At 46.3% G+C, this 23,334-nt stretch carries 13 protein-coding genes; 3 read left to right on the top strand and 10 right to left on the bottom strand.

Annotation, left to right across the window (positions count from 1 at the left end; genetic code table 11):
• Positions 1-45 precede the first annotated feature (45 nt).
• From QUB33_RS14050 to QUB33_RS14030, 5 genes are all read right to left on the bottom strand, one after another.
• Positions 46-999 carry an ABC transporter ATP-binding protein gene (locus QUB33_RS14050; protein ID WP_333351242.1) on the bottom strand — a complete coding sequence of 318 codons (954 nt, stop codon included), beginning with the start codon at positions 997-999 and terminating at the stop codon, positions 46-48.
• 181 nt (positions 1,000-1,180) lie between these two features.
• The gene (locus QUB33_RS14045; protein ID WP_333351241.1) at positions 1,181-4,027 is read right to left on the bottom strand and encodes a leucine-rich repeat domain-containing protein; all 2,847 of its coding nucleotides are present in this window, start codon (positions 4,025-4,027) and stop codon (positions 1,181-1,183) included.
• A 58-nt stretch (positions 4,028-4,085) separates the two neighbouring features.
• Entirely contained in the window at positions 4,086-5,429 is a 1,344-nt protein-coding gene (locus tag QUB33_RS14040) for a DUF6745 domain-containing protein (protein ID WP_333351240.1), read from the bottom strand.
• Between the two features lie 123 nt (positions 5,430-5,552).
• On the bottom strand, positions 5,553-6,593 hold the full coding sequence (locus QUB33_RS14035) for an ABC transporter permease (protein WP_333351239.1): 1,041 nt from the start codon (positions 6,591-6,593) through the stop codon (positions 5,553-5,555).
• Positions 6,594-6,818: 225 nt separating this feature from the next.
• On the bottom strand, positions 6,819-7,331 hold the full coding sequence (locus QUB33_RS14030) for an adenine phosphoribosyltransferase (protein ID WP_333284906.1): 513 nt from the start codon (positions 7,329-7,331) through the stop codon (positions 6,819-6,821).
• Positions 7,332-7,568: 237 nt separating this feature from the next.
• On the opposite strand from QUB33_RS14030, the gene QUB33_RS14025 reads away from it, so the two are divergent.
• Positions 7,569-8,735: a pyridoxal phosphate-dependent aminotransferase gene (locus QUB33_RS14025; RefSeq protein ID WP_333351238.1), complete on the top strand. Its 1,167-nt coding sequence runs from the start codon at positions 7,569-7,571 to the stop codon at positions 8,733-8,735.
• Between the two features lie 92 nt (positions 8,736-8,827).
• Here QUB33_RS14025 and QUB33_RS14020 read toward each other — a convergent pair whose 3' ends face one another.
• Together QUB33_RS14020 and QUB33_RS14015 are read right to left on the bottom strand one after the other, a co-directional pair.
• Positions 8,828-9,601, bottom strand: coding sequence for an RNA polymerase sigma factor SigF (locus QUB33_RS14020; protein ID WP_006630983.1), 774 nt, complete (start codon positions 9,599-9,601; stop codon positions 8,828-8,830).
• Between the two features lie 462 nt (positions 9,602-10,063).
• Positions 10,064-10,906: a photosystem II manganese-stabilizing polypeptide gene (locus tag QUB33_RS14015; RefSeq protein WP_333351237.1), complete on the bottom strand. Its 843-nt coding sequence runs from the start codon at positions 10,904-10,906 to the stop codon at positions 10,064-10,066.
• A gap of 401 nt (positions 10,907-11,307) precedes the next feature.
• Here QUB33_RS14015 and QUB33_RS14010 point away from each other — a divergent pair, with 401 nt between their 5' ends.
• Entirely contained in the window at positions 11,308-11,673 is a 366-nt protein-coding gene (locus QUB33_RS14010; protein WP_190663272.1) for a hypothetical protein, read from the top strand.
• Between the two features lie 67 nt (positions 11,674-11,740).
• On the opposite strand, the gene QUB33_RS14005 is transcribed toward QUB33_RS14010, so the two are convergent.
• From QUB33_RS14005 to QUB33_RS13995, 3 genes are all read right to left on the bottom strand, one after another.
• Complete coding sequence (locus QUB33_RS14005; RefSeq protein ID WP_333351236.1) at positions 11,741-13,420, bottom strand: calcium-binding protein; 1,680 nt, start codon at positions 13,418-13,420, stop codon at positions 11,741-11,743.
• Between the two features lie 450 nt (positions 13,421-13,870).
• Positions 13,871-19,315: an AAA family ATPase gene (locus tag QUB33_RS14000; protein WP_333351235.1), complete on the bottom strand. Its 5,445-nt coding sequence runs from the start codon at positions 19,313-19,315 to the stop codon at positions 13,871-13,873.
• 172 nt (positions 19,316-19,487) lie between these two features.
• Positions 19,488-20,474: an AEC family transporter gene (locus QUB33_RS13995; protein WP_333351234.1), complete on the bottom strand. Its 987-nt coding sequence runs from the start codon at positions 20,472-20,474 to the stop codon at positions 19,488-19,490.
• 213 nt (positions 20,475-20,687) lie between these two features.
• Between QUB33_RS13995 and QUB33_RS13990 the strand changes: the two genes are divergently transcribed.
• Positions 20,688-23,219, top strand: a complete 2,532-nt coding sequence (locus QUB33_RS13990; protein ID WP_333351233.1) for a VWA domain-containing protein — start codon at positions 20,688-20,690, stop codon at positions 23,217-23,219.
• The last annotated feature ends 115 nt before the right edge of the window (positions 23,220-23,334 follow it).

Here is a 23,334-nt window from a genome sequence, read left to right as displayed (position 1 = left end):
TAGTTATAACTCACTGTTTATTCTGGGAAACAGGAAACGAGCAAATTAGGATGCTTGCTGGTGCCCCATCTTGAGGAAGATGGTTTCTAAGTCTTCTTGAGTGCAGTGGAATTCGGTTAGGGGAATGTTGGCCGCGACGAGTTCCCGTAATAAATTTGCGGCATCTTCCGGGCTTCCTGAAAAATCAACGCACACCTGTTGAGTTTCCGGGATTATTGCCCAATTTTCCACCCAAGGAAAGTTTTTTAATGCCGATGTTAGCGCTTCTAATTTATTTCCTAAAACCGACATGAAAATTTGCTGGCGGCTGAGGCGTTTGTAAAGTTCTTGTAACGGTGCGCTTTCGACCAGATATCCGAGTTCCATGATGCCTACCCAGGTACAAAGTTCGGCTAAGTCGCTGAGGACGTGAGATGATATGACTACGGTCATGCCAGCTTCTTGCAAAACTTTGATAATTTCGCGGAACTGCATTCGGGCGATCGGATCTAAGCCAGAAACGGGTTCGTCTAACAACAGCAACAGCGGTTCGTGGATAATAGTCCTCCCCAAACTCAGGCGCTGTTTCATCCCCCGCGACAGGGTGGAAATTAAGCTGTTGCGCTTGTTGGTTAGTTGCACGAGTTCTAACACAGAGTTGATTCGCTCTCGGCGGCGCGGTTGCTGGAGGTTGTAGAGTCGGGCAAAATAGTCTAAATAATCCCAAACAGTCAAGTCGTCGTAGAGGGGAAAGTCGTCGGGAAGAAAGCCGATGCGCTGTTTGAGAATTGGGTGCGATCGATCGCGCAATAACCTATCCCCGTTAATGTAAATTTCCCCTATAGTCGGTTCCTCAGCCGCCGCCAACATTCGCAGCAAAGTAGTTTTGCCGGCACCGTTGGGGCCGATCAGTCCGCATACTTCGCCTGCTGCTATTTGCAAGTCGATGTCATTGACGGCTATATGGCGATCGAATTGTTTCGTCAGCCCGCGAGTTTCTATTGCTAGTTGTTTTGCCATGTTTGGAGGGTGAATGAAGTTTTATCGGTGCATTCCTGGCATGGAAATAGAAGTCTACAACTAGCCTAGCCCGTTCTTCAATGAATTGTCAGCCCCGTTCAGAAATTAAAAATTTAAACCCTGTTATATCTGCTATGCCCGATGCCCACGAGCATCTAATTTACCTGAGAAAGGCTATATATCAAGTCTGCACGGAAAATTTCTCTGGATCAATATCCCAATTTGCCCAGCGAATTGCCTCCCTAGCTGATGTCAGGTTAGGTGGCACTCTCAAAGCGTGAATGAATCCCGTACTCGGACAAGTCATTTTTAACAAACAAATCGGCTCGACATCTGCGTTATCTATTTGTAATAGTGCATATTCCTGCCAACTATCTATTTGTTTTGCTTCCAAATCTTGACAAATGCGATCGTAACCAATTCCTTGAATTAACACTCGCCGAACTTCGGCATTGCGTTCTGTTAAAAGCCATTGGGATTGCCATTGATTTGGGTGGACTTTGCCGTAGTTTTCAGGCAATTCGACACCGTGATAATAGTAAAAATTCCATCCATCCGCAAACTCAATCGCAGGTTCTCCTTCCGCGTGCAAGCGGTTTTGACTGTCAAAGCGCAGGTGGCGAGGCCGATCGCACACCGCGCAAATCTTTTCAAAAGGAAATATCCAACCGCCATGCTCGAAAAGCAGCTTTTGGCAGCGAAGTATTTCTTGTGCTTTGTGGGAGAGATTGATGCCTAATGAAGAGATATACAATTCAGTTAAATAGATTTTTTTAAACAAAGTCGTGGGGGTTTCACGGGATATTATGTCGCAGAAATAATCGGGCGGGGTATCCGACATCGTTTGTTCCGATCGCACATGGCTGCTAGTAAATTGGTTGATTAGCGAACTCAGTGTGCTGTCTGCTTCGGGCTCGATCGTCATGCCCTCTAGCTCATACTCCCACACCGCCGCACTTGCAAATTCTCTCACAATCGATGAGGACATCCATTTCCAGTCTAGCTTTTTCCCCAATCTATTCCAATACCCTTCGTTTGACCAGTTTTGTGAAGGGTCGGCTTTGAGCACCAATTTGAAGATTTGGAGATAAGCGTCGGGGGGACTGCTGCAAATAATAATTTCGGGTTCTTCTAGGCCAATAGCTGCATAGGCAACTTTGACTGCTTCTGTGGCTTTTTGAGCATCAATTGGCGTAGTCGAGAGAGTAAGACGTTTCTGTGCGAGTTCGCCTAACACGCACATAGCGCTAATTCGATTGAGGCCAAGATCAAGTTTGGTCAGATTGGTGAGCGAGCGCAAGGCGCTGATGTCGGTAATTGGATTGTTGTCGAGATGCAGTGTGGTCAGATTGGTGAGCGAGCCGAGAGAGCTGATGTCGGTAATTTGATTGCTGTTGAGATTCAGTGTCGTCAGATTTGTAAGCGAGCCGAGAGAGCTGATGTCGGTAATTTGATTGAATCTGAGATAGAGTGCGGTCAGATTTGTAAGCGAGCCGAGAGAGCTGATGTCGGTAATTTGATTGGCGTTAAGATCGAGTGCGGTCAGATTGGTAAGCGAGCCGAGAGAGCTGATTTCGGTAATTTGATTGACGCGAAGATCGAGTGTAGTCAGATTGGTAAGCAAGCCGAGAAAGCTGATGTCGGTAATTTGATTTCTGTCGAGATTGAGTGTAGTCAGATTTGTGAGCGAGCCGAGAAAGCTGATGTCGGTAATTTGATTTCTGTCGAGATTGAGTGTGGTCAGATTGGTCAGTGAGCCAAGAAAGCTGAAGTTGGTAATTCCATTGCTGCTCAGATGCAGTGTGGTCAGATTCGTGAGCGAGCCGAGAAAGCTGAAGTTGGTAATTCCATTGCTGCTCAGATGCAGTGTGGTCAGATTCGTGAGCGAGCCGAGGAAGCTGAAGTCGGTAATTTGATTGGCGCCAAGATCGAGTGTGGTCAGATTGGTGAGAGAGCCGAGGAAGCTGATGTCGCTAATTTGATTGTTGTAGAGATGCAGTGTGGTCAGATTGGTAAGCGAGCCGAGGAAGCTGATGTCGCTAATTTGATTGTTGCTCAGATGCAGTGTGGTCAGATTGGTGAGTGAGCCGAAGAAGCTGATGTCAGTAATTTGATTGTAGCTGAGATCGAGTGTGGTCAGATTGGTGAGCGAGCCGAGGAAGCTGATGTCGCTAATTTGATTGTTGCTCAGATGCAGTGTGGTCAGATTGGTGAGCAAGCCGAGAAAGCTGAAGTCGGTAATTTGATTGCTGCTGAGATTCAGTGTGGTCAGATTGGTGAGTGAGCCGAGGAAGCTGATATCGCTAATTTGATTTTTGCTCAGATGCAGTGTGGTCAGATTGGTGAGCCAGCGGAGGAAGCTGATGTCGGTAATTTTATTCCAGTCGAGATGGAGTGTGGTCAGATTGGTGAGCGAGCCGAGAAAACTGAAGTCGGTAATTTGATTGAAGCTCAGATGGAGTGTGGTCAGATTGGTAAGCGAGTCGAGGAAGCTGATGTCGGTAATTTTATTATAGCTGAGATGGAGTGTGGTCAGATTGGTGAGCGAGCCGAGGATGCTGATGTCGCTAATTTGATTGTGCCTGAGATTCAGTGTGGTCAGATTGGTGAGCGAGCCGAGAAAGCTGATGTCGCTAATTTGATTGTTGTAGAGATGCAGTTTTGTGAGATTGGTGAGCGAGCCGAGGAAGCTGAAGTCGGTAATTCCAGTGCTGTAGAGATTCAGTGTTGTCAGATTGGTGAGTGAGCCGAGAAAGCTGATGTCGGTAATTTGATTGTCGCTGAGATCGAGTTTGGTCAGATTGATGAGCGAGCCCAGAGAACTGATGTCGGTAATTCCATTTTGGTTGAGATCGAGTTCTGTCATGCTTGAAAGTATCTGCTCCGCTGCTTGTGCGTCATCAGTGCCAGCCTTTTTTAGCAACACTTTAACTGTGTGCCTTGCCTCTTGTGAAAGACTGTCAATATGCCTGCACCAGTCGGCAAAGCGGCTAAAACTCATTGGCTCGTTTGGCTGTTTTTCTGACATAAAACACTCCGAGATAGACAATACTTTAGCTACAATTGACGCCCGATCGCATTCACCTTCAAGTCTGCACGGAAAATTCATCAGGATCGATATCCCAATTTACCCAGCGAATTGCTTCCCTCGCCGATGTAAGATCCGGCGGCACTCTTAAAGCATGAATGAATCCCGTACTCGGACAAGTCATTTTTAACAAATAAATCGGCTCGACATCGGCATTATCTATTCTTAATAGTGCATATTCCTGCCAGCTATCTATTTGTTCGGCTGCCAATTCTTGAATTATGCGATCGCAACCAATTCCTTGAATTAATACTCGTTTTAATTCGGCATTTGATTCTGATAACAGCCATTCTGCTTTCCACAAATTTGGGTGTACTTTTCCGTAGTTATCTGGTAATCTGACGCCGTGATAATAGTAAAAATTCCATCCATCCGCCAACTCGATCGCAGGTTCTGCTTCGGCGTGCAAGCGATGTTGACTGTCAAAGCGCAGGTGGCGGGGGCGATCGCACACATAACAAATTTTTTCAAAGGGAAATATCCAACCGCAATGCTCGAAAAGCAGCTTTTGGCAGTGATGTATTTCTTGTGCCTTTTGGGAGAGATTGATACCCCATGAAGAGATATAAAGTTCAGTCAAATAGATTTGTTTAAGCAGCAAAGTCGTGGGGATTCCAACGAATTCCATTAGGTGGAACGAATCAGCGTAAAAACCAGGTCCCGATAGCGCCGCATATTCTTCAACCAATTCACTCATTAGGCTGTCTGCTTCGGACTCGATCTTCATGTGTTCGAGCTCATACTGCCACACTGCCGGACTGGCAAATTCTCCCACAATCGATAGGGATATCGATTTCCAGTCTAGCTGTTTCCCCGGTCTATGCAAGCGGCAATTGAAGATTTGGAGACAAGCGTCGCCGGGACTGCTGTAAATAATCACTTCTGGTTCTTCTAATCCAATAGTGGCATAGGCAAGTTTGACTGCTGCTGTGGCTTTTTGAGCATCAATTGGTCTAGTCGAGAGAGTCAGATGTTTCTGTGCGAGTTCGCCTAACACGCTGAGAGGGGCAACTCGATTGTCGTAGGGGGAGAGAATCAGTTTTGTCAGATTGGTGAGCGATCGCAACGGGCTGATATCGATAATTTCATTGCTGTCGAGATACAATCTTGTCAGATTGGTGAGCGAGCCGAGGATGCTGATGTCGGTAATTTGATTCTCGCTGAGATCCAATTCTGTGATACTTGAAAGTATCCGCTCCGCTGCTTCAGCGTCATCAGTACCAGCCTTTTCTAACAACACTTCAACTGTGTGCCTTGCCTCTTCTGAAAGACTGTCAATATGCCTGCACCAGTCGGCAAAGCTGCTAAAACTCATTAACTCGTTTGGTTGTTGTTCTGACATAAAACACTCCGAGATGGGTAATGGGGCATGGGGCAGGGAGCATGGATAATGGGAATACTGTTGACTGTTGAGTTGACTATTACAAATCGCCCTTGCGTACCTCATATTACTGAGTTAAGTGTGCTATTTCAAATCTTCCAGCTTAATCCGAGGATCGACAGCTTTGAGCAGCAAATCGGCCAACAAATTCCCCACAATCAACATCGTCGCACCCATCATCAAACTTGCCATTACTAAATACAAATCTTGATTGTTAACCGCATCCAAAGTCAGCTTTCCTAAACCCGGCCAATTAAAGAAATATTCGGCAATAAACGCACCGCTCAACAAACTAGCAAACTCAAAACCCAATAGGGTAATCAACGGATTAACTGCATTCCGCAAAGCATGAATGTAAATTACTCGATCGTCCGGCAAACCTTTCGCCCGTGCTGTTCGGATATAATCTTGACGCAGCACGTCCAAAAATTGTCCGCGCATCAATCTTTGCAAACCAGCAAAACCAGTAAGGCTGAGGGCGACTGTTGGCAAAATTAAGTGCCAGCCGTAATCGAGGATTTGACCCCACCAAGGTAAGTCTGCGTGGTCGATACTTGTCATTCCTCCGACGGGAAACAGAGGGGAAGTATTCTGAGCAAAAAATAGCAGCAGCAACGCTGTGATAAAGCTCGGAAATCCCTGTCCCGTGTAGCTGACTACTTGCAGAACTCGATCGACTGTACGGTTTTGATTGACGGCCGCGACAATTCCCAAGGGAATGGCGATCGCCCAAGTTACAATCAAAGATGCGATCGCCATTAATAACGTCGCCGGTACCCGTTCCCACAGCAGCGAAGCTACCGATCGCTGATACACAAAACTCGTGCCAAAATTCCCCCGCGTCACAATTTGTTGCAGCCACAGCCAATACTGCACAATCGCTGGTTTATCTAAGCCGAACTGCTGTTCGAGTTGCTTGAGTGTCTCCGGCGAAATCTTCGGATTTTGGCTCAATGTATCCAAGTAATTTCCCGGTGCTAGCTCAATAATTGCAAAACAAAGAGCCGATGCCAAAAATAGGGTTAAAAGTGCCTGCAACAGTCGCTTGAAAACATAAGTAAATGTCTCGCTGCTAAACAGAGAATTCAACGCTCGCCAATTTCGATTTAACTTAATAGAAGTCATAGGATTTTAGATTTTAGATTTTAGATTTGAAGAATTGTGAATGATATTAATTCCGGTTGCATCGGAATGATTTAACCACAGAGAACGCAGAGATCGCAGAGAAAGAGAAGAGAGAGATGAATAATTCCGATGCAAAGGTCAAGGATATTATTTGTCAGTAGTTTTTACTCAGCAGTCAACTGTCAACAGTCAACAGTCAACAGTCAACAGTCAACAGTTAACTGACTAATACTCCAGTAGCGTGACGATTGGCACATCGGGCAATTTCTGCCTGCCACCCAAAGCCTGCAATTCAATGATAAAAGCAAAACCGACAAGCTCGCAGCCAGCTTGCTCCAACAATTTAGCCGTCGCGGCCGCTGTTCCGCCAGTGGCGATTAAATCGTCCACAATCAGCACCCGGCTGCCCGATGCCATCGCATCTCGGTGCATCTCCAGTCGATCGACACCGTACTCCAACTCGTACTCAGCAAAATGAACCGCACCGGGCAGTTTCCCCGGCTTTCGGACAGGAATAAAGCCTATTCCCATTTTATAAGCCAAAGGCGCGCCAAAGATGAAGCCCCGCGATTCCATGCCCACCACATAGTCAACGGACATTGCAGAGCATTTTTCGGCTAAGCTGTCAATGGTGTAGCTGAGCCCTTGCGGGTCGCGCAGCAAAGTTGTAATGTCTCGAAACAGAATTCCCGGCTTGGGGAAATCAGGAATGTCGCGAATCAGAGATTTGAGATCCATAAGCTTGCAGATCGGCGTTGAGGGTAACGAGACATCAAAAATGCTACAATAATAACGTCAAAATTTAAAAATTTAAAAATAAAAATTAAAACTAAGAGCTTATTTAATTTTTATTCTTTAATTGCTTAATCCTTTACGTACTATGTAAACAAATGTCATAATTCCCTAACAAGAGGGTTGAATATCAACATTTGTCACCCTATGATCTAAAGTCAAAAATCTAATATCTAAAATCCAATGATTAAGTTGGCAGCACGAGTGGGTGAGGTTTCTCCTTCTATAACCTTGGCGATCGCCGCTAAGGCTAAAGCCATGAAGGCCGAAGGGATTGATGTCTGTAGTTTGAGTACGGGAGAACCCGACTTTGATACCCCCGAACACATTAAAGCAGCGGCAAAACAAGCTTTAGACGAGGGGAAGACTAAGTACGGCCCTGTGGCTGGGGAACTGCAGTTAAAAGCTGCGATCGCCCGCAAACTCCGCGATGACAACAATCTCAACTATCAACCGGAAAATATCATTGTCACCAACGGCGGCAAGCATTCTCTCTACAATCTGATGATGGCTCTGATCGAGCCGGGAGAGGAAGTAATTATTCCTGCTCCCTACTGGCTAAGCTACCCTGAAATGGTGAAACTCGCTAGCGGCAAGCCAGTAATTGTACAGACTGATGCTTCTACAGGATATAAAATTACACCGGAACAACTGAGTCGAGCGATTACTCCCAAAACCAAGTTATTTGTACTGAATTCGCCTTCTAACCCGACGGGAATGGTGTATAATCCGGCGGAAATCAAAGCCTTGGCTGAGGTGATAGTCGATCGAGATATTTTAGTCGTTGCTGACGAGATTTACGAAAAAATTATATATGACGACGCCCAACACGTCAGCATCGGTTCCCTAGGCAAAGAAATCTTCGATCGCACCTTGATCAGCAGCGGTTTTGCTAAAGCTTACTCGATGACAGGCTGGCGAATCGGTTATTTGGCCGGGCCGAGCGAATTAATTAAAGCCACCGGCACCATTCAAGGTCACAGTACCTCAAATGTGTGTACTTTTGCACAGTACGGCGCGATCGCAGCTTTGGAAAGCAGCCAAGAATCTGTCGAAAAAATGCGTCAAGCTTTTGCCGAAAGGCGTCAGGTAATATTTGAATTACTCGATGCTATCCCTGGAATTAGCTGCATCAAACCAGACGGTGCTTTCTATATGTTTGTCAACATCAGCAAAACTGGAATGAATTCTTTGGAATTTTGCGACACTTTCTTAGAACAGCAGCAAGTAGCAGTTATTCCGGGGATTGCTTTTGGTGCAGACGACCACATTCGCTTGTCTTACGCCACCGATTTAGGCACAATTAAAAAAGCCGTAGAAAGGCTCGATAATTTTGTCCGCAGCATCTAAAAATTCGTCTGTTGACTGTTGACTGTTAACGGTTGACTGTTAACGGTTAACGGTTGACTGTTAACTGTTCACAACCAACAACTGACTAATAACTAAAGCTGTTTAGTCATAATCTCTTTGAGCAAATCCAGCCCCTTCTTAACTCGCCGAGAAACAGTTACCGCACTGATACCTAAGCGTTCAGCCGTTTCTTTCTGCGTCAAATCGTAGAGAAAAACAAACTCCAATATCTCGCGAGTCCGTTGTTCCAACATAGCCAAAGCTTGCTGTACGCGAATTTGATCCTCTTGCGCCAACTGAAAACTCCGATACTTAGTATCGGGTACCAACTCTCCCAGACAAGTAGCCCCCTCATCCTCATCTTGCATCGGCGCGTCCAAGCTCAGAGGCGATCGGTTGAGATGGGCCAACTTAATTTCTTGCCATTCTTCTAAAGAAACCTCAAGGACTGCTGCTACTTCAGCATCCGTAGGTTTGCGGTTTAACTGCACCTGCAAATCCTTGATCGCTGCTACTGATTTGCGTTCCAGGGACTGCCAGTGGCGGGGAAAGCGCACAGAAGGGCTTTTGTCCCGCAAGTAGTGTTGAATTTCGCCCCGTATGTAGGGAATTGCAAAGGAACTAAAAGCGTGTCCCTTCGCGATATCAAACCGCTCGATCGCCCTGATCAAACCAATACATCCGACTTGCAGCAAATCGTCGTAGCTTTCACCGCACTGGTTGATCCAGTGGTAAACTTCTTTTCTGACCAGTCCAATATTCAGTTTAACTAACTGATTGCGGATTTCATTCGATCCAGAAATTTGGTACTCGCGCAACAATTGCAAATTTTCGCTTTTTAGCTCGTTCGGCACTGTGGTAGACATGGTGACATAAGGGTTGGTAGAGCAGAGGACTGAGGTTGCTTTAGATCTAGCTTCTTATCTAGTCTAAAACAATTCACTTTTAGCTAGTGTAATCCTAGCACTTAATAGGTGTGATACCTGACACACCAGTTTAACTTTCGGAACATGAACGCATTTAGCGGGATTATCAGAAGGTTTTCGGCATAAGGCAGACTTTTAGCAGGTAGAAGGCCTTCAGCACAATCCCCAATTTAACCAGGTTTTTTGAAAAATATATTATAAGCTGAAAGCGCTTTGAATACAATACTTTAATTAATAAAAAATCCAACCTTCATAACTTGCCCATCACCACAATTCAATCATAAATTTAGTCATTAGTCAACAGTCCTAAGTTATGTTGCTCAAGACTGTTGGCTAATGAAGAGCGAGCAGTACCTTTAGGATAAAAAACTACTCAAGTTCGATCGATCCAGAAAGCCAATTTTACGATACAGAAGGCTCAATGCGAGCGTAAAACAAACCCCGAATTTTCACGTCCAGAGCCGGTCTAGCTCCCAAATCAGTATCAGAAGGCTGCGTGCTCTCAAAAATCCCGCCAACTTCGCCAGTGGCGCTGTTGACTTTAGCAACTTGGAGAGAAATTTTGCCAGCTTTGGTGCTGGTGTCAGCTATCTTAACATTAGCCCGCACACGTTTGGAATTGTCAGAAGCCGGAAGCGCTACAGCATTGTCATAGCCAGTCGCTACCCCGCGACCTTTAGGGTCTAAAAAGCCTGCGCTGCGGTAAGAAGGAACGTTAAACTCCCCTCTCAAATCGGTGGAAGTATTGATAGCAACCACTCCGGGCTCGGAACTGGCTACCAGTTCTTTAATAGTGAACAAGAAAGGTACTTGCTCTCCGCCCGGTAATTGAATCGTAATAGCTTGAAAATCCAAGCCGTCTTCTTCTGTGAAAGTCAGAGTTCCGTCAGTACCGACCTTGAGCGTACCTTGAACTTGGTCAATGCTCGACGTGAACCGGGTCAGCAATTTACCAGGCACAAATTCCGCCTCTTGGCGTTTGTTTGCTGGTTCTTCCTTCACAAAATAAGTTGTGGGCTGCAAACACAAACCAGTCAGTTTATAGGTGCCGCCCGCTTCGATGGGGATCGATCCCCGAGAAGTTTCTGCCAAGCTAGGGCAGTTATTAGCCAAGCCAGTACCTCTAATCTCGTCGTAGGTGAGCAACTCAGTAGTCGCCACCGTCGAGTCAGGAGCAGAAGAACAAGCAACCAGCGCACTCATGCAAAATGCTAAAAGTGCAACAATTAAAGCACGATATTTCATTGCCAACCTCAATATCCAACATCGGATTATATTAAGAAAAAGCCCTACTTCGAGCAAAATATAATTGCCCGCCGGCAGGCTAGGCCAGCGCTTAGGGCAGCATTTAGATCCAGATCGCTCGCTTCACAGACACCGGCATTGACTCAAAAAATCAAGCTAGTGCGCCGTGAAAATAAGCATGAACTTATGATTTCTCCATCATGTTCGGATCGCAGCCCAATACACATGGTACGACGGGTTGTGCTCTTTTCCTGACTTGGACTGCAAATTAATATTGCTTAAGTCAACCTACTTAAGTTACTTTGCTTATGACCCCGAATGGCGATCGCGACTAGCTCGATTAGTCGGTTGACCAAAAGGCTGGGGACAAATGCCTTGTAGATTTCAAAGGAAGCAGCGGTATGGACAACGGCAAAGATTTAGAGTCAGAAAAGTTGCAGTCTCAAATGCAATCAGTGACAGAGGCGATTCGGACTTTAGCCGAAAGTTGTCAGGGAGACAGTCTGCTGCTTTTGGCCCTGCTGCGGAGACTGGAAGCTTCGCACCGGGAAATTCGGGACGGTTTGTTTCAAGCGTCTTTTCCCGACAACCGCCAAGCACTTTACAAACTGCTCAGGAATATTGAAGCCAATGGCGGCTGGCCTTACATCCACCGCATGAAACTTCGATCGCTCTTGGGGTACACCCAACAATTATTATCTCCTCTAGAAGATTCTCCAGCCGAGCCGCCAGAAGACTCGGCCGAAACTCCCCAGGACGTTAAATAGTTTTGAGTGATGAGTTTAGTGAGTTTTACATTAACTCATCACTCATCACTGAGCTGCGCGATCGCGCCTAGGAGAAAGGTTTAGGAAAAGGTGTAGGAAAAGGTATCGGGTTCGCCACCGTCGGGAATATCGGCGTCTGCCCGGGCATTGGCAATAGTCCGGAAGTCGGCGTCGGCGTCGGGGGGATCGAACTAATTGATAGCAGAGGCGAATCAGGCACGCTAACTGTCGGCGGAATCGGAATCCTCGGAGTCGGCGTCGGAGTTGGTGCTGCTGTGGGAGTCGGAGTTGGTGCTGCTGTCGGAGTCGGCGTCGGTGCTGCTGTCGGAGTCGGGGTTGGTGCTGCTGTCGGAGTCGGGGTTGGTGCTGCTGTCGGAGTCGGCGTCGGAGTTGGAGTCGGAGTCGGAGTTGGAGTCGGAGTCGGAGTTGGAGTTGGAGTCGGAGTTGGAGTCGGAGTTGGAGTCGGAGTTGGAGTCGGAGTTGGAGTCGGAGTTGGAGTTGGAGTTGGAGTCGGCGTCTCAGTCGGAGTTGGAGTTAGAGTTGGATCTGTAGTTGTGCTGGTAACTGTAGTTGTAGTTGTAGTTGTAATCGTGGTTGGCCTGGGAGTAGCCGTCCCAGTCACAGCGATAAAATCATTCGCCTCGATCAGCGCCGCCGGAGTGTCGATCAAAATTGCTAAAAGCTTGCCGTCGAGCGTCGTAATTACTGTATCCCTGACATTTGCACCGTTACCTTGCCGAACTTGCAGTTGAGCGAAAGATAAATTGCTCGGCAGTCCAAAGAAATCCTCTGTGTCATTGTAATCATTAATTAAAGCCAGACTGCCAGGCCCGGCTCCCAATCCAAAAACATCGCTGCCGCTGCCGCCAGTCAGAGTATCCGAACCCTCACCTCCGATCAGAGAATCATTACCCTCTGCCCCAAATAAATTGTCATTGCCGAAACTGCCCAAAATTGTATCGTCGCCGATACCTCCGGCCAAGGAGTCATCGCCAAAACCGCCGTCGAGACCATCATTACCTTTGCCGCCAAACAGGAAGTCATTACCTTCATCTCCCAGTACCGAGTCGTCGGCTTCATCGCCGCGAAGGGTATCGGAACCGCTGCCGCCAAAAGCTGTATCGTCAGCCTTCCCACCGAATATCTGGTCATTACCAGCATCTCCGAAGAGCGAATCGTTGTCGGCATTGCCGTACAAAGTGTCGTCGCCGTCGCTGGCGCTAAAGTAATCGTTGCCCTCACCGCCCAACAGTTGATCCCTGCCACTACCGCCGTTGAGAGAATCGTTCCCAAAATTCCCGTAGAGAAAGTCATCATCAGCATTCCCGAACACGGAATCGTCGCCGTCATTCCCTGTGAGGGTGTCGTTGCCAGTACCGCCGGCAATCACATCAAAGCCTCCGTTGCCAAAAACTAAGTCGTCCCCAGCGTCTCCCACCACGCTGTCTATCCCGTCGTTGCCTTCGAGGATGTCGTTGCCCAAACCGCCGCGAATCGAGTCGTCGCCGTTCCCGCCGGAAGCAGAATCGCGGCCTTGGTTGCCAATGAGTTCGTCATTTCCTTCACCGCCAAGCAACGAATCTGCTCCGTCAGCTCCAAGAAGCTGGTCGTTGCCGCCGTCGCCCTCTAGGGTGTCATCTCCTCCCGCACCCAGGGGCGTGTCATCGCCATCTAAGCCGCGAATTCGATCGCCCAGCGGAGTTCCTAGAATAAAGTCGTTGCTGTCTGTGCCGATCAGGTTTGCCATACGGGATACACCGGTCCTCAATAAAATAAATTGTTTGAAATTATGTTAATCGCCTTCGTGACAAGGGATTGCTGCTTGCCTAGGTTAGCATAATTGAGATTTTGGCAATCTGGCGCAGGGGCGCTGAAAGTTTTGCCCGTGTCCGCAGTTGCGATCGGGGCTGGTATAATGCCCGATCGGCAATCTAATTTAGTTATTATGGATTTTTTCAAATAGAAATTAGTCGATCGCACTCAAGAAAGTCAAACTCGACAAACGAAATGATGAAGACTGAAAAATGAATAACCTTTTTCCTTCTTGCTCCTCCTCAAACTTTTACTTCAGATACCACTTTAAAAAAAGAATGCAACTGTATGGTCGTGTTCCAAACCAGTATGTCATCTGTCATTCCCACTTCTTCAATCTAAAATCTAAAATCTAAAATGGTATGATGAAGAATGTCTTCTACTTTTATTCGGTAATAGGTAACACTACCTCAAATTCACTTCCTCCCCCCAAGGTAGAATTTACATTAATTGTTCCGCCGTGGGTTTCAACTACAATCTGGCGGGCGATCGCCAATCCTAACCCCGTACCTTTTCCTACTGCCTTCGTTGTGAACAGATGGTCAAAAATTCGCTGTTTCACTGATTCTGTCATGCCCGCACCGTTATCGGCAATCTGAATTTTGATGTGTCGATCGCCCGACAGATTGGTACGAACTGTGATACAGTGTGGATTTGCTTTAATCGCCTCTAAACTGCGTCTTTGGTTTGATTCTTCTAGGGCATCGATCGCGTTAGCAAGCAGGTTCATAAAGACTTGGTTCAGTTGACCGGGAAAGCATTCGATGGGAGGGAGATTGCCGTAGTCTGTGACGACTTCGATCGCAGGATGGTGTTCGTTGGCTTTCAGCCGATGTTTCAAAATTAAGATAGTGCTGTCAATGCCCTCATGGATATTAAACGGAACTTTGTAGTCTTTATCGGCTCTGGAGAAGGTGCGGAGGCTCGTGCTAATGCCACGAATGCGATCGCATCCCACTTTCATCGACAACAGCATCTTTGGCAAATCTTCTAAGGCATACTCTAAATCAATATCCTCAGCATCTTCTTCAATTTCAGGGCCGGGATTGGGCAGTTTTTCTTGATATAATTTTAAGTGGGAAATCACATCTTTAATCGTGGTGGTTGCTTCCTCAATATTGCCGTTAATAAAGCCGACAGGATTATTGATTTCGTGAGCTATTCCTGTGACGAGATTGCCCAAAGCGGACATTTTTTCGCTTTGCACGATATGTAACTGTGCTTGCTGCAACTCAAGGAGCGATCGCTCTAATTCTTGTGCATAAGCTTGAGATTGTTGGTACAGGCGGGCATTTTCTAGAGAGATAGCCGCTTGGGCGCACAAAAGTTGGATGACTTCAGTGCGATCTTCTGTAAATGCACCAATTGTCAAGTTATTTTCTAGATATAACAACCCGATTAATTTACCCTGATTTAAAATCGGGGTACACAGCACACTTTTGGGCTTTTCCTGGAGCAAATACGGATCGGCAATAAAATCGTTTTGTACTGCTGCATTATCCAAAACGACAGTTTTCCAAGTCCGCTTAACATAGTTGACCACACCAGGGGGAAACTCGTCGTTGGCTGACAGCGGTACAGATATTGAGATGACATCTTGATTGAAGGAGGCTACAGCTTCGATGATGAGATTCCCATCCTTAAGCAACAGCAGAACTGCTTTTTTTGCCCCGGCATTTTCCATCACCACAGACATCAGGCCAGCCAGCACTTTTTCTAATTTAATTTCACTGGAGAGAGTTTGGGAGGCTTTGAGAATAGCGGCGAAATCGAGGGTTTCGTAAATACTGTTGCTGCTCGATAGACTTGTTGGGAATCTTTGATGTAAAATTGATGATTTTTTGATTGGGTGGAGGCGGGTTTGGGGGATTACAGAACGATTTTCTCTTGCCTGCAATATGGGAGAAAGAAGTTGGGGATAGCGTTTTTCTAAGTCATCAATTTTGGCTTTCGCACCCCAGCGAGCATAACAGTAGTAGGCTTCTTGCATATAAGCTTGCGCCACTTTTTCTTTGCCCCAGTCGAGGTAGAATTTAGCTGCTAGTTCGTTAGCGAGAGCTTCTTCTTGGATGTATTCGTTTTCTTTCGCTCCGACGATCGCACGATCGTACATTTCAATAGCTTCTGCCCTCTGTCTGGCAACTCGGTATTTCTCTGCTTCTACCAACTGCCACTTATGCAAATAATTCATGGGGGCGTGTTCTGCCCAATGCTGCAACTTACTTTGATTTTCCTGAACTCGTTGCGACTGCGTTTCTAACTCAGCCTCGGACTCAGGAGTGGCCAGGGCTATGAGTGAGTCATAGAAATATAAACCAGCTTCGGAAGTAATTCCTACGCTTCCCGCTAGATACTGTCTTGCTCGATCGACATCTACGGAGGCCCGAGCAATATCTCCCAGCAGGAATCTCAACGTCGCCCTGTACAGATAGAAGATGCAGAGTCGGTACAAATCGTTAGTGGCAAGCGACTGAGAAACCAGCTTCTCCTCATAGCGTTCCTCTTCAAAGGAAATCTCAAAGTTGTTTGGATTACCCAATAAAAACAGCGTTGTTTCCCAATAAATCGAACAATAATTTGCCGTCGTTAGTTGGTTGAGGTCGAGTAATTGCTGACGGTATGCCCGAATTTGGGGATCAAGTTCTGCCAAAGGTTGACCGCACCAGTAGGAATGTAGACAAAATCCATGCCCATTAAACCCGACAAACTCTAAATTTCCTGTTTCTAATGCGGCTTGATAGCCTGCCTGAAAAATGGGGAGGGTTTCCCGCAAATGCGATTTGCGATGGTACAAACAGAGTCCGATCGCAGCAAAAGTTGCAGGGCGAATATTTTTGGCCTCCGCCCTACTGCCAAGACGATAAGCTAATCGGCAAAATTGATCGGCTACCGTCACATCTTGTAGAAAGTTGTTGAGAAACATCCCATAGCAGCTATAGCTATAAGCTGAGGTACGACTGTTGCCATATTGGATAGATAAATTCACCTGTAAGGCAGTCACCAGCGCAAACAAAGACGAACCAGCCAGATAACAAGCTGTCGCAATACTTGCCGCCACTTGCATCGTGGCCAGTTTTTGGGCATCCACCATCGCTGGCAGATCAAATAACTCTTCAATAGGTCGATCGCCGATCGAGCTATTAATTTCCTGCACAGCTTGCTGAATATCTTCTGATGTAGGGGTATCGGGCAATTCTACTCCTAATTCTTTGAGACTCAACAAACCGATAGCAATTCCTTCTAAAAACTTGTTCTGGGACGATAATGCCTGAATTTTGACGATGTAAACGCTCACTCGCTCAAGGGGAGTTCTGGTATGATGAATCACAGTGTCAATCCACTGATTCATCTGGTCAAATTCACCACAGAGTGAAGCCACTTCGGCGGCTATTTCGTGCAAGTTCAAGGTCATCTCGTACTGCCGTTGCCAAGCGCTCTCTCCAAGCAAATTTAGCCCGATCGCACCATACTCGCGAGCAGCTTGATAAGCAGTAGCGGCTCTGGCTTTGCGGCAAGCCGTGAGGTTGAGTTGTGCCAAATCAGATCGTTCTGTTTGGTCTTCAATCAGCGCAATCCCATAATTCAACTGATTGACGACGGAAAAAATTTGCTCTTCTATAGCTGCGGGTGAAATTTGCTGGATCAGCAATTGTCCAATCTGATAGTGAGCACGCGCTCGCTCTTGTTCGGGAATTAAAGAATAGGCAGCTTGCTGAACGCGATCGTGCAAAAACTTGTAATTCACCACCTCCGAATTTTCGGTTTCCTCCCGTCTTTCTCGCCCCATATAAAACTTGTAGACTTCACTTTCAGGCAGGATTAACCCCTCTTGCAAAGCCTTCCACAAATCCGCCGCCGTTTCCGTTTCCAATTGCTGGGAGACAACTGCCAAAGTCCCCAAATCAAACTGATTCCCAACACAAGCAGCCAACTTCAACACATTCTGAGTCCCTGGCGGCAATTTTTGCAACTGCAACGCCATAAACTCGACCACATCATCCGTCAGCGCTGCCTCCCGAACTCGCACAAGATCGCACTGCCAATAACCAGCAACCCGGTCAAACTCAATCAGCCCATCCTGATGCAGTGCTTTGAGAAACTGCGTTGCAAAAAAGGGATTTCCCCGGGTTTTTTGTGCCACCAAATCAGCCAAAGGTCTTGCCCAATATGGATCGCAATTGAGCGTATCAGCAACCAAATGATTTAGACTTTCTGAACTCAAGGGTTCCAGCGTCAGAGTATTCACCGTGGCCCCAGTTTTTGCCATGGCATCCAGTGTCAGCATCAACGGATGTGCTGCCAACACTTCATTATCTCGGTAGGCACCAATTACTAATAAATAGCCGGTTACTGACTCGGTAACCAGCAGTTGCATTAACCCCAGCGAGGCGGAATCAGCCCACTGCAAGTCATCCAAAAACATCACCAGGGGATGTTCTGGTTTTGTGAACACCTTAATAAAGTTTTGAAATAGCAAATTAAACCGATTCTGTGCCGCAGTTCCTGATAATTCGAGTGCGGGCGGTTGTGGTCCAATAATTTTTTCGAGTTCGGGAATTACTTCAATAATGACTTGACCATTATCGCCCAGTGCTTGCAATATTTGAGTTTGCCAATTTTCCAACCTTTCGTCACTTTCGCTCAGCAACTGTCCCATAAAATCTCGAAATGCTTGGACAAAAGCTGAGAAAGGAATATTGCGGTTAAATTGGTCGAATTTGCCTTTGATGAAATAGCCGCGCTGGCGGACAATGGGTTTGTGAACTTCATTTACAATTGCAGTTTTCCCAATCCCCGAAAAACCCGCGACTAACATTAACTCACTGCCTCCGCCTTTCCCTGCTGCGTGGTGGGAAAAACCTGCTACTCGATCGAATGCTGCCAGTAATTCGGCAACTTCGGTTTCGCGACCGTAGAGTTTTTCTGGTATGAGGAAGCGATCGCCCACATCCCTCTGTGCGATCGTAAAACTCTCTATCCTGCCGTTTTCTTCAAGTTGCTTCAAACAAAATTCTAAATCGAATTTCAGTCCCAACGCACTCTGATAGCGGTCTTCGGCATTCTTTGCCATTAATTTGCTGACAATCTCCGAGAGGACGGGCGGGATTGCGGGATTTATTTCATGCAGTGATGGCGGTTGCTTGGCAATATGACAGTGGATCAATTCCATCGCATCGTTGGATTGAAACGGCAATTTTCCCGCCAGCAATCCGTAAAAAGTCACGCCCAAAGAGTAAAAGTCTGTCCGGTAGTCAATCCCCCGATTCATCCTTCCCGTTTGTTCGGGAGACAAATAGCCGAGTGTCCCTTCCAGCACGTTAGGATTCATCAGGGTTTGAGTTTCCCTTGGCAGCAAAGATGCAATACTAAAGTCAATGAGTTTGACTTGTTTTGTATGCGGATTAATTAAAATATTGGCTGGTTTAATGTCTTTGTGAATGATGCGGTGGCGGTAGAGTATATCTAATGTATTGCTCAGGTCGATCGCCACTGGCAAAAACTCGCTCAGGGTCGGCGCAGTTTCCCCTTGTTCCATCCAGTCATTCAGAGAAATTCCCCCAAAGTCTTCCATTACCAGCGCATAGCTGTTTTGGTAGGTTTCCAAGCTGTAGGTTTCGATGATTCCTGGCAAGTTGAGGTTTTTGGCGATCGTGTACTGATTGCGAAATTGCACCAGTTCGCTGAAGCTGGGATACTGGTTCCGCAAGACTTTGATGGCGACGGGCTGTTTGTCGCCACTGCGGAAAGCTCCATAAACTAGGGTGCGAGTTCCTGAGTAAATGCGATTGAGAATTTGATAACCTGTCAATGTAAAATTTATACTTGCCATACTTTTATTCTTCCCGTCCTCAGCGGGCTATTTCCACATTAGCCGCAGCCAATACAGTTTCCAAGTCCCGTGATTGTTATTTTAAATCAATATGACATATATCGCTCCATGTTTGTGATGGGGATCACTGAAGTAAGGCAGTTTAAAAACTGAGCAATTCCTATTTTTATTATTAAAAATTAAATAGTCTCATCCATAGGGGAATAGTGAATAATAAACTAACGCAGCCGAGGCCTATCGCAGTTACGGCTAATTCGCGATCGAGATTGAAAGCTTCTGCCAACAATGTAGTACCAAAAGCAGGAGGCATCGCCATTTGCAGCACTAGCACAAGTCGCGGCGCGCCCGCGATCCCCAAAAACGTTAATCCGGTGCCAATTACCAAGGGAACTAACAGCATTTTAATCGCCAGACAAGCCAAAACTTGTTTGAGGTTGTGCAAGGAATTCAACTTGCTCAACTGCATCCCGATCGTAATTAAAGCTAAAGTAATTACAGTCCAAGCACCTGTTGTTAACAATTCTGCGATTTGTGCCGACAGCGGCAAGCTGCGCGAGACAAACCCTATACCAAAAGCCCAAAGTGCCGGATTCAGAAAAATTGCCCACACCGGACCTAACCAACTCTGAGGGCGATCGCTTTTACCGCAGTGAGAAGCAATAGCAACTCCCAGTATATTGATTCCCATGGTAGTGCCTAGCAAGTCGTAAAACAACGCCCAGGCAAAGTGTTCCGACCCTAATAAGGACAAGGTGACGGGAATGCCTAAAAAACCCGTATTACCCACCATCGTTGCCAATAAGAAGCTGCCTTGAGTGGGCAAACTCCAAGCGCTGGTGTGTTCCGTGCTATTTTGGGCGATCGGATTAAGAGTCTTAAAACGTTCCTCGCCGACACCGAAAATTATCAAAATCCCAGCGAGTCCTCCACCTGCTAGAATTGCCGCCCAAGCTATCAGCGGCGCCATCCAAATAGCGCCCGACAAATTGGCGCTGCGGATAAAAGCAACAATGCTCAATGGCGTGCCAAAGAAGAAAAGAAACTTGGCTAAATATGTAGAATAGCTTCTCGGTAGCAGGCGGCCGAGAAAAAATCCCAACGCCACCCATCCGATCAGATTTAGATAAAGTTTGAGCAGCGGATTTTCTAAATAAAGCATGATTGACTAAATATTTACTAAACGACTTACGCAGATCCACTACTTTTGCCAAAACAGCCCACCTTTAGCCTAGCGCCGCAATTTTCCCTTGCACCGCAGCGCTCAATATTAATGCTTATTCAGTTTCGCAAATAATTTTCCACACAGGCCTTGACATCCACATAAGCGCGTGTCATGATTAAGTTGACGAATAAGTCAACCTTGGTGAAAACTATGGCACGGCAAGCAAAACAATCATCTCAAGTCAAAAGTTCCAGCAGCCAAGCAGCCTCCAATACTCGCACCAAATTTACCCTCTACAATTTTGCCGGAAACGCAAAGGCATTTTATCTAGTCGATCGCATTAATTTAGAAAGAAAGCCCGGTGATATCCCAGAAAAATCCCTCGCTCACAGCATCATCATCATCGACCGTTCCGGCTCAATGTATTATGACTTAAAACCGCTGAAAGAAACCCTAATCAAGCTTTTGACCTTAGACGAGTACAACAATTACCAGCTAATTGTCAGCCTGATTTCCTATGCTGGCAATCGGGACGTAATTTGTCATTTCCAGCGGATTCCCATTCAAGAAGTGCTGAAGTTTGACTCTCAATACATCAAAGAAATTCAAAAAATCCACACGGCTGGCTCTACCTGCATATCGCAGTCGATGCAACTCGCTAAATCTCTGGTTAAAGCGGGAGAAATGACAGCGGTCAATTTGCACACAGACGGCTATGCAAATGACCCCAGTGCCAATTCGGAAGCTGCAAAACTAGGGGAAATTTGCGAAGAACTCAAAGACATGGATGTGTTTGCTAACACGATATCCTATGCCTGTGCTGACTTCAAACTTCTCTCCAAAATCGCCAACACATTATCGGGAAATTGCATCCGCGCTGGCGAAGTCAAAATGGTTTATGATGCTCTTTACGACAGCACAAAACTGTTAGGCAGTTCCGTTGCACCTGCGCTGGAAGAACCGTTAATTAAGGAATATGATTATCAAGTTTTTGTTTCCAAAAGCGGCAAAAAAATCAACGGTTCATCGAGCACGCTAAAAATCTGCGGGCTGAAAGCAGAGGATCGGGGACTGTTTTACAAATATCAGAAAGTCGCCAAAGATGAGTATGACAAGCTAGATGTTCCCGTTGCTCAAACTGATGAGTCGGTGTTTGCTTTTGCGAAAGCTAACCTCGCTGACGGCAATTTAAATACGGCTAAGTATGCGCTGGCGAGCACCTTCGACGCTACTTTGACGGAAAAACACGCTAAAGCTTTGACAAATGCCCAAATAGCGGAGTTTACGGAAGATTTGGAACAGGCTGTTTTTGCGCCTGAGGTGTTGAAAAATCATGAAATTGGCGATCGGGTAAAAGTCAACGATAAAATTTCCCTGCTGGAGTTAATCAAGATATTGGAGGAAAACAGCAACAGCATCATCATCAACTTGAAACACTTGCAAGAAAATTATCAGCGAAAAGGTTTGAAGCGAGTTGAAGGAAAGCGAGACGAAAACGGCAACCTTGTCAAGCCTTGGCTGAAAACTGAATTCTTAGATGGTGGCGAATACGTGCAAATGGGTTCATTTGCCATCAATCAAAATACCGCTACCGTCAATATGCTGATTACCCGAAAAGCTAAGCTGGTAAAAGTTGAGGATGAAACTTTAATCGCAGAAGTGGCGGGAATTCTAGTTACAGACCTCAATACTTTCAACAATTATACCATTGTCAGCGACGGCGAAGTTAATATTAAGTCGCTGCGAACCAAAATCAGCAGCAAACCAGTGTTTGATTTGCTCAAAAAATGCGGTGTCCTTGAAAAAGACGGTTCGCCTGTGCAAGAATTTGACTTCCGTTCAGAGTACGATATTAAGTTAGAGAGTTTGCCCCTCGTGCCTTTTGACGGGCGTTACGGCAGCCTTGACGGAGTGTTTGAGGAACTCGTAGAAATCAAAATTCTCTCCAGCATTCTCTCGGCTCATTTGAAGGAGGAATCCGAGGCTTACACTGCGGAACAATTGGAAGAATTGAAACAGCATTATCTGTCAAAAAGCCTTTACATCAATTTTCCGACGACGACGGAATACACAGATTTAAAAAGTGCGATCGCCAACGGTTCAGTAGATTCGCGAGTCAGCTACAAAATCGACATCGGCAGCAAAAACATCCTCAACTTCGGCAAATTGCACTCGGCCAACAAATTTCTCGATCGCCTTTATGAAGTTTACCACAAAAACACGGGCGAAAAGCTAGCAAAACCGACATTTGACATCACCTTAGATGAGCCTGTTGTCTTCGCACACAAAACGCTGTCATCCCGAACAAAAATCACCAAAGTTGACGACTTGATGAAACTGATTTTCGATGAGTTTCTCGGGTTGGAGGATAACGGAATTGTTAGCGTTACTTTAGCCAAAGTGGGTGCAGATAGTTTGCTGCGCCTTTTGCAAGCGAAATGGCAGGGAGAAGATGTCAAGCGAGAGGAGTTTGTCGCTGCTTTAGCTAATGCGAATGAGCGACTGGAAGCTTATGCCGAAAAAGTGTACAGGGAAAAAGTTTCACCGCTGGTTTTCTATATCGGTTCTACCGGACTTATCCCGGATGAAATGGAGGCAAAAGCGGCAACTGCTGAGGAAATTAATTCTAAGTACGGCAACTTGCAATTTTCTAAAGATGAGCAAGAGGGGATGTTTTTTGAAGTGGGAGACTGCATTATTAGCGTGTATGCTAAGAATGAGTATTTCACGGTAGGGAAGTAGGAATTCTGGTGGGCATTATTTGCCCACCTTGCTCAACTATCGGTGATTGAAATAAACCGCAAAAGCCCAGCAGTGGCGACTAGGAAATAGGTACATGGAACAAGTTTTAGGTTGC

Origin of the sequence: Microcoleus sp. B3-A4 (assembly GCF_036705385.1) — a bacterium.
Classification (GTDB): domain Bacteria; phylum Cyanobacteriota; class Cyanobacteriia; order Cyanobacteriales; family Microcoleaceae; genus Microcoleus.
This window is presented reverse-complemented; position numbering and strand designations above follow the sequence as displayed.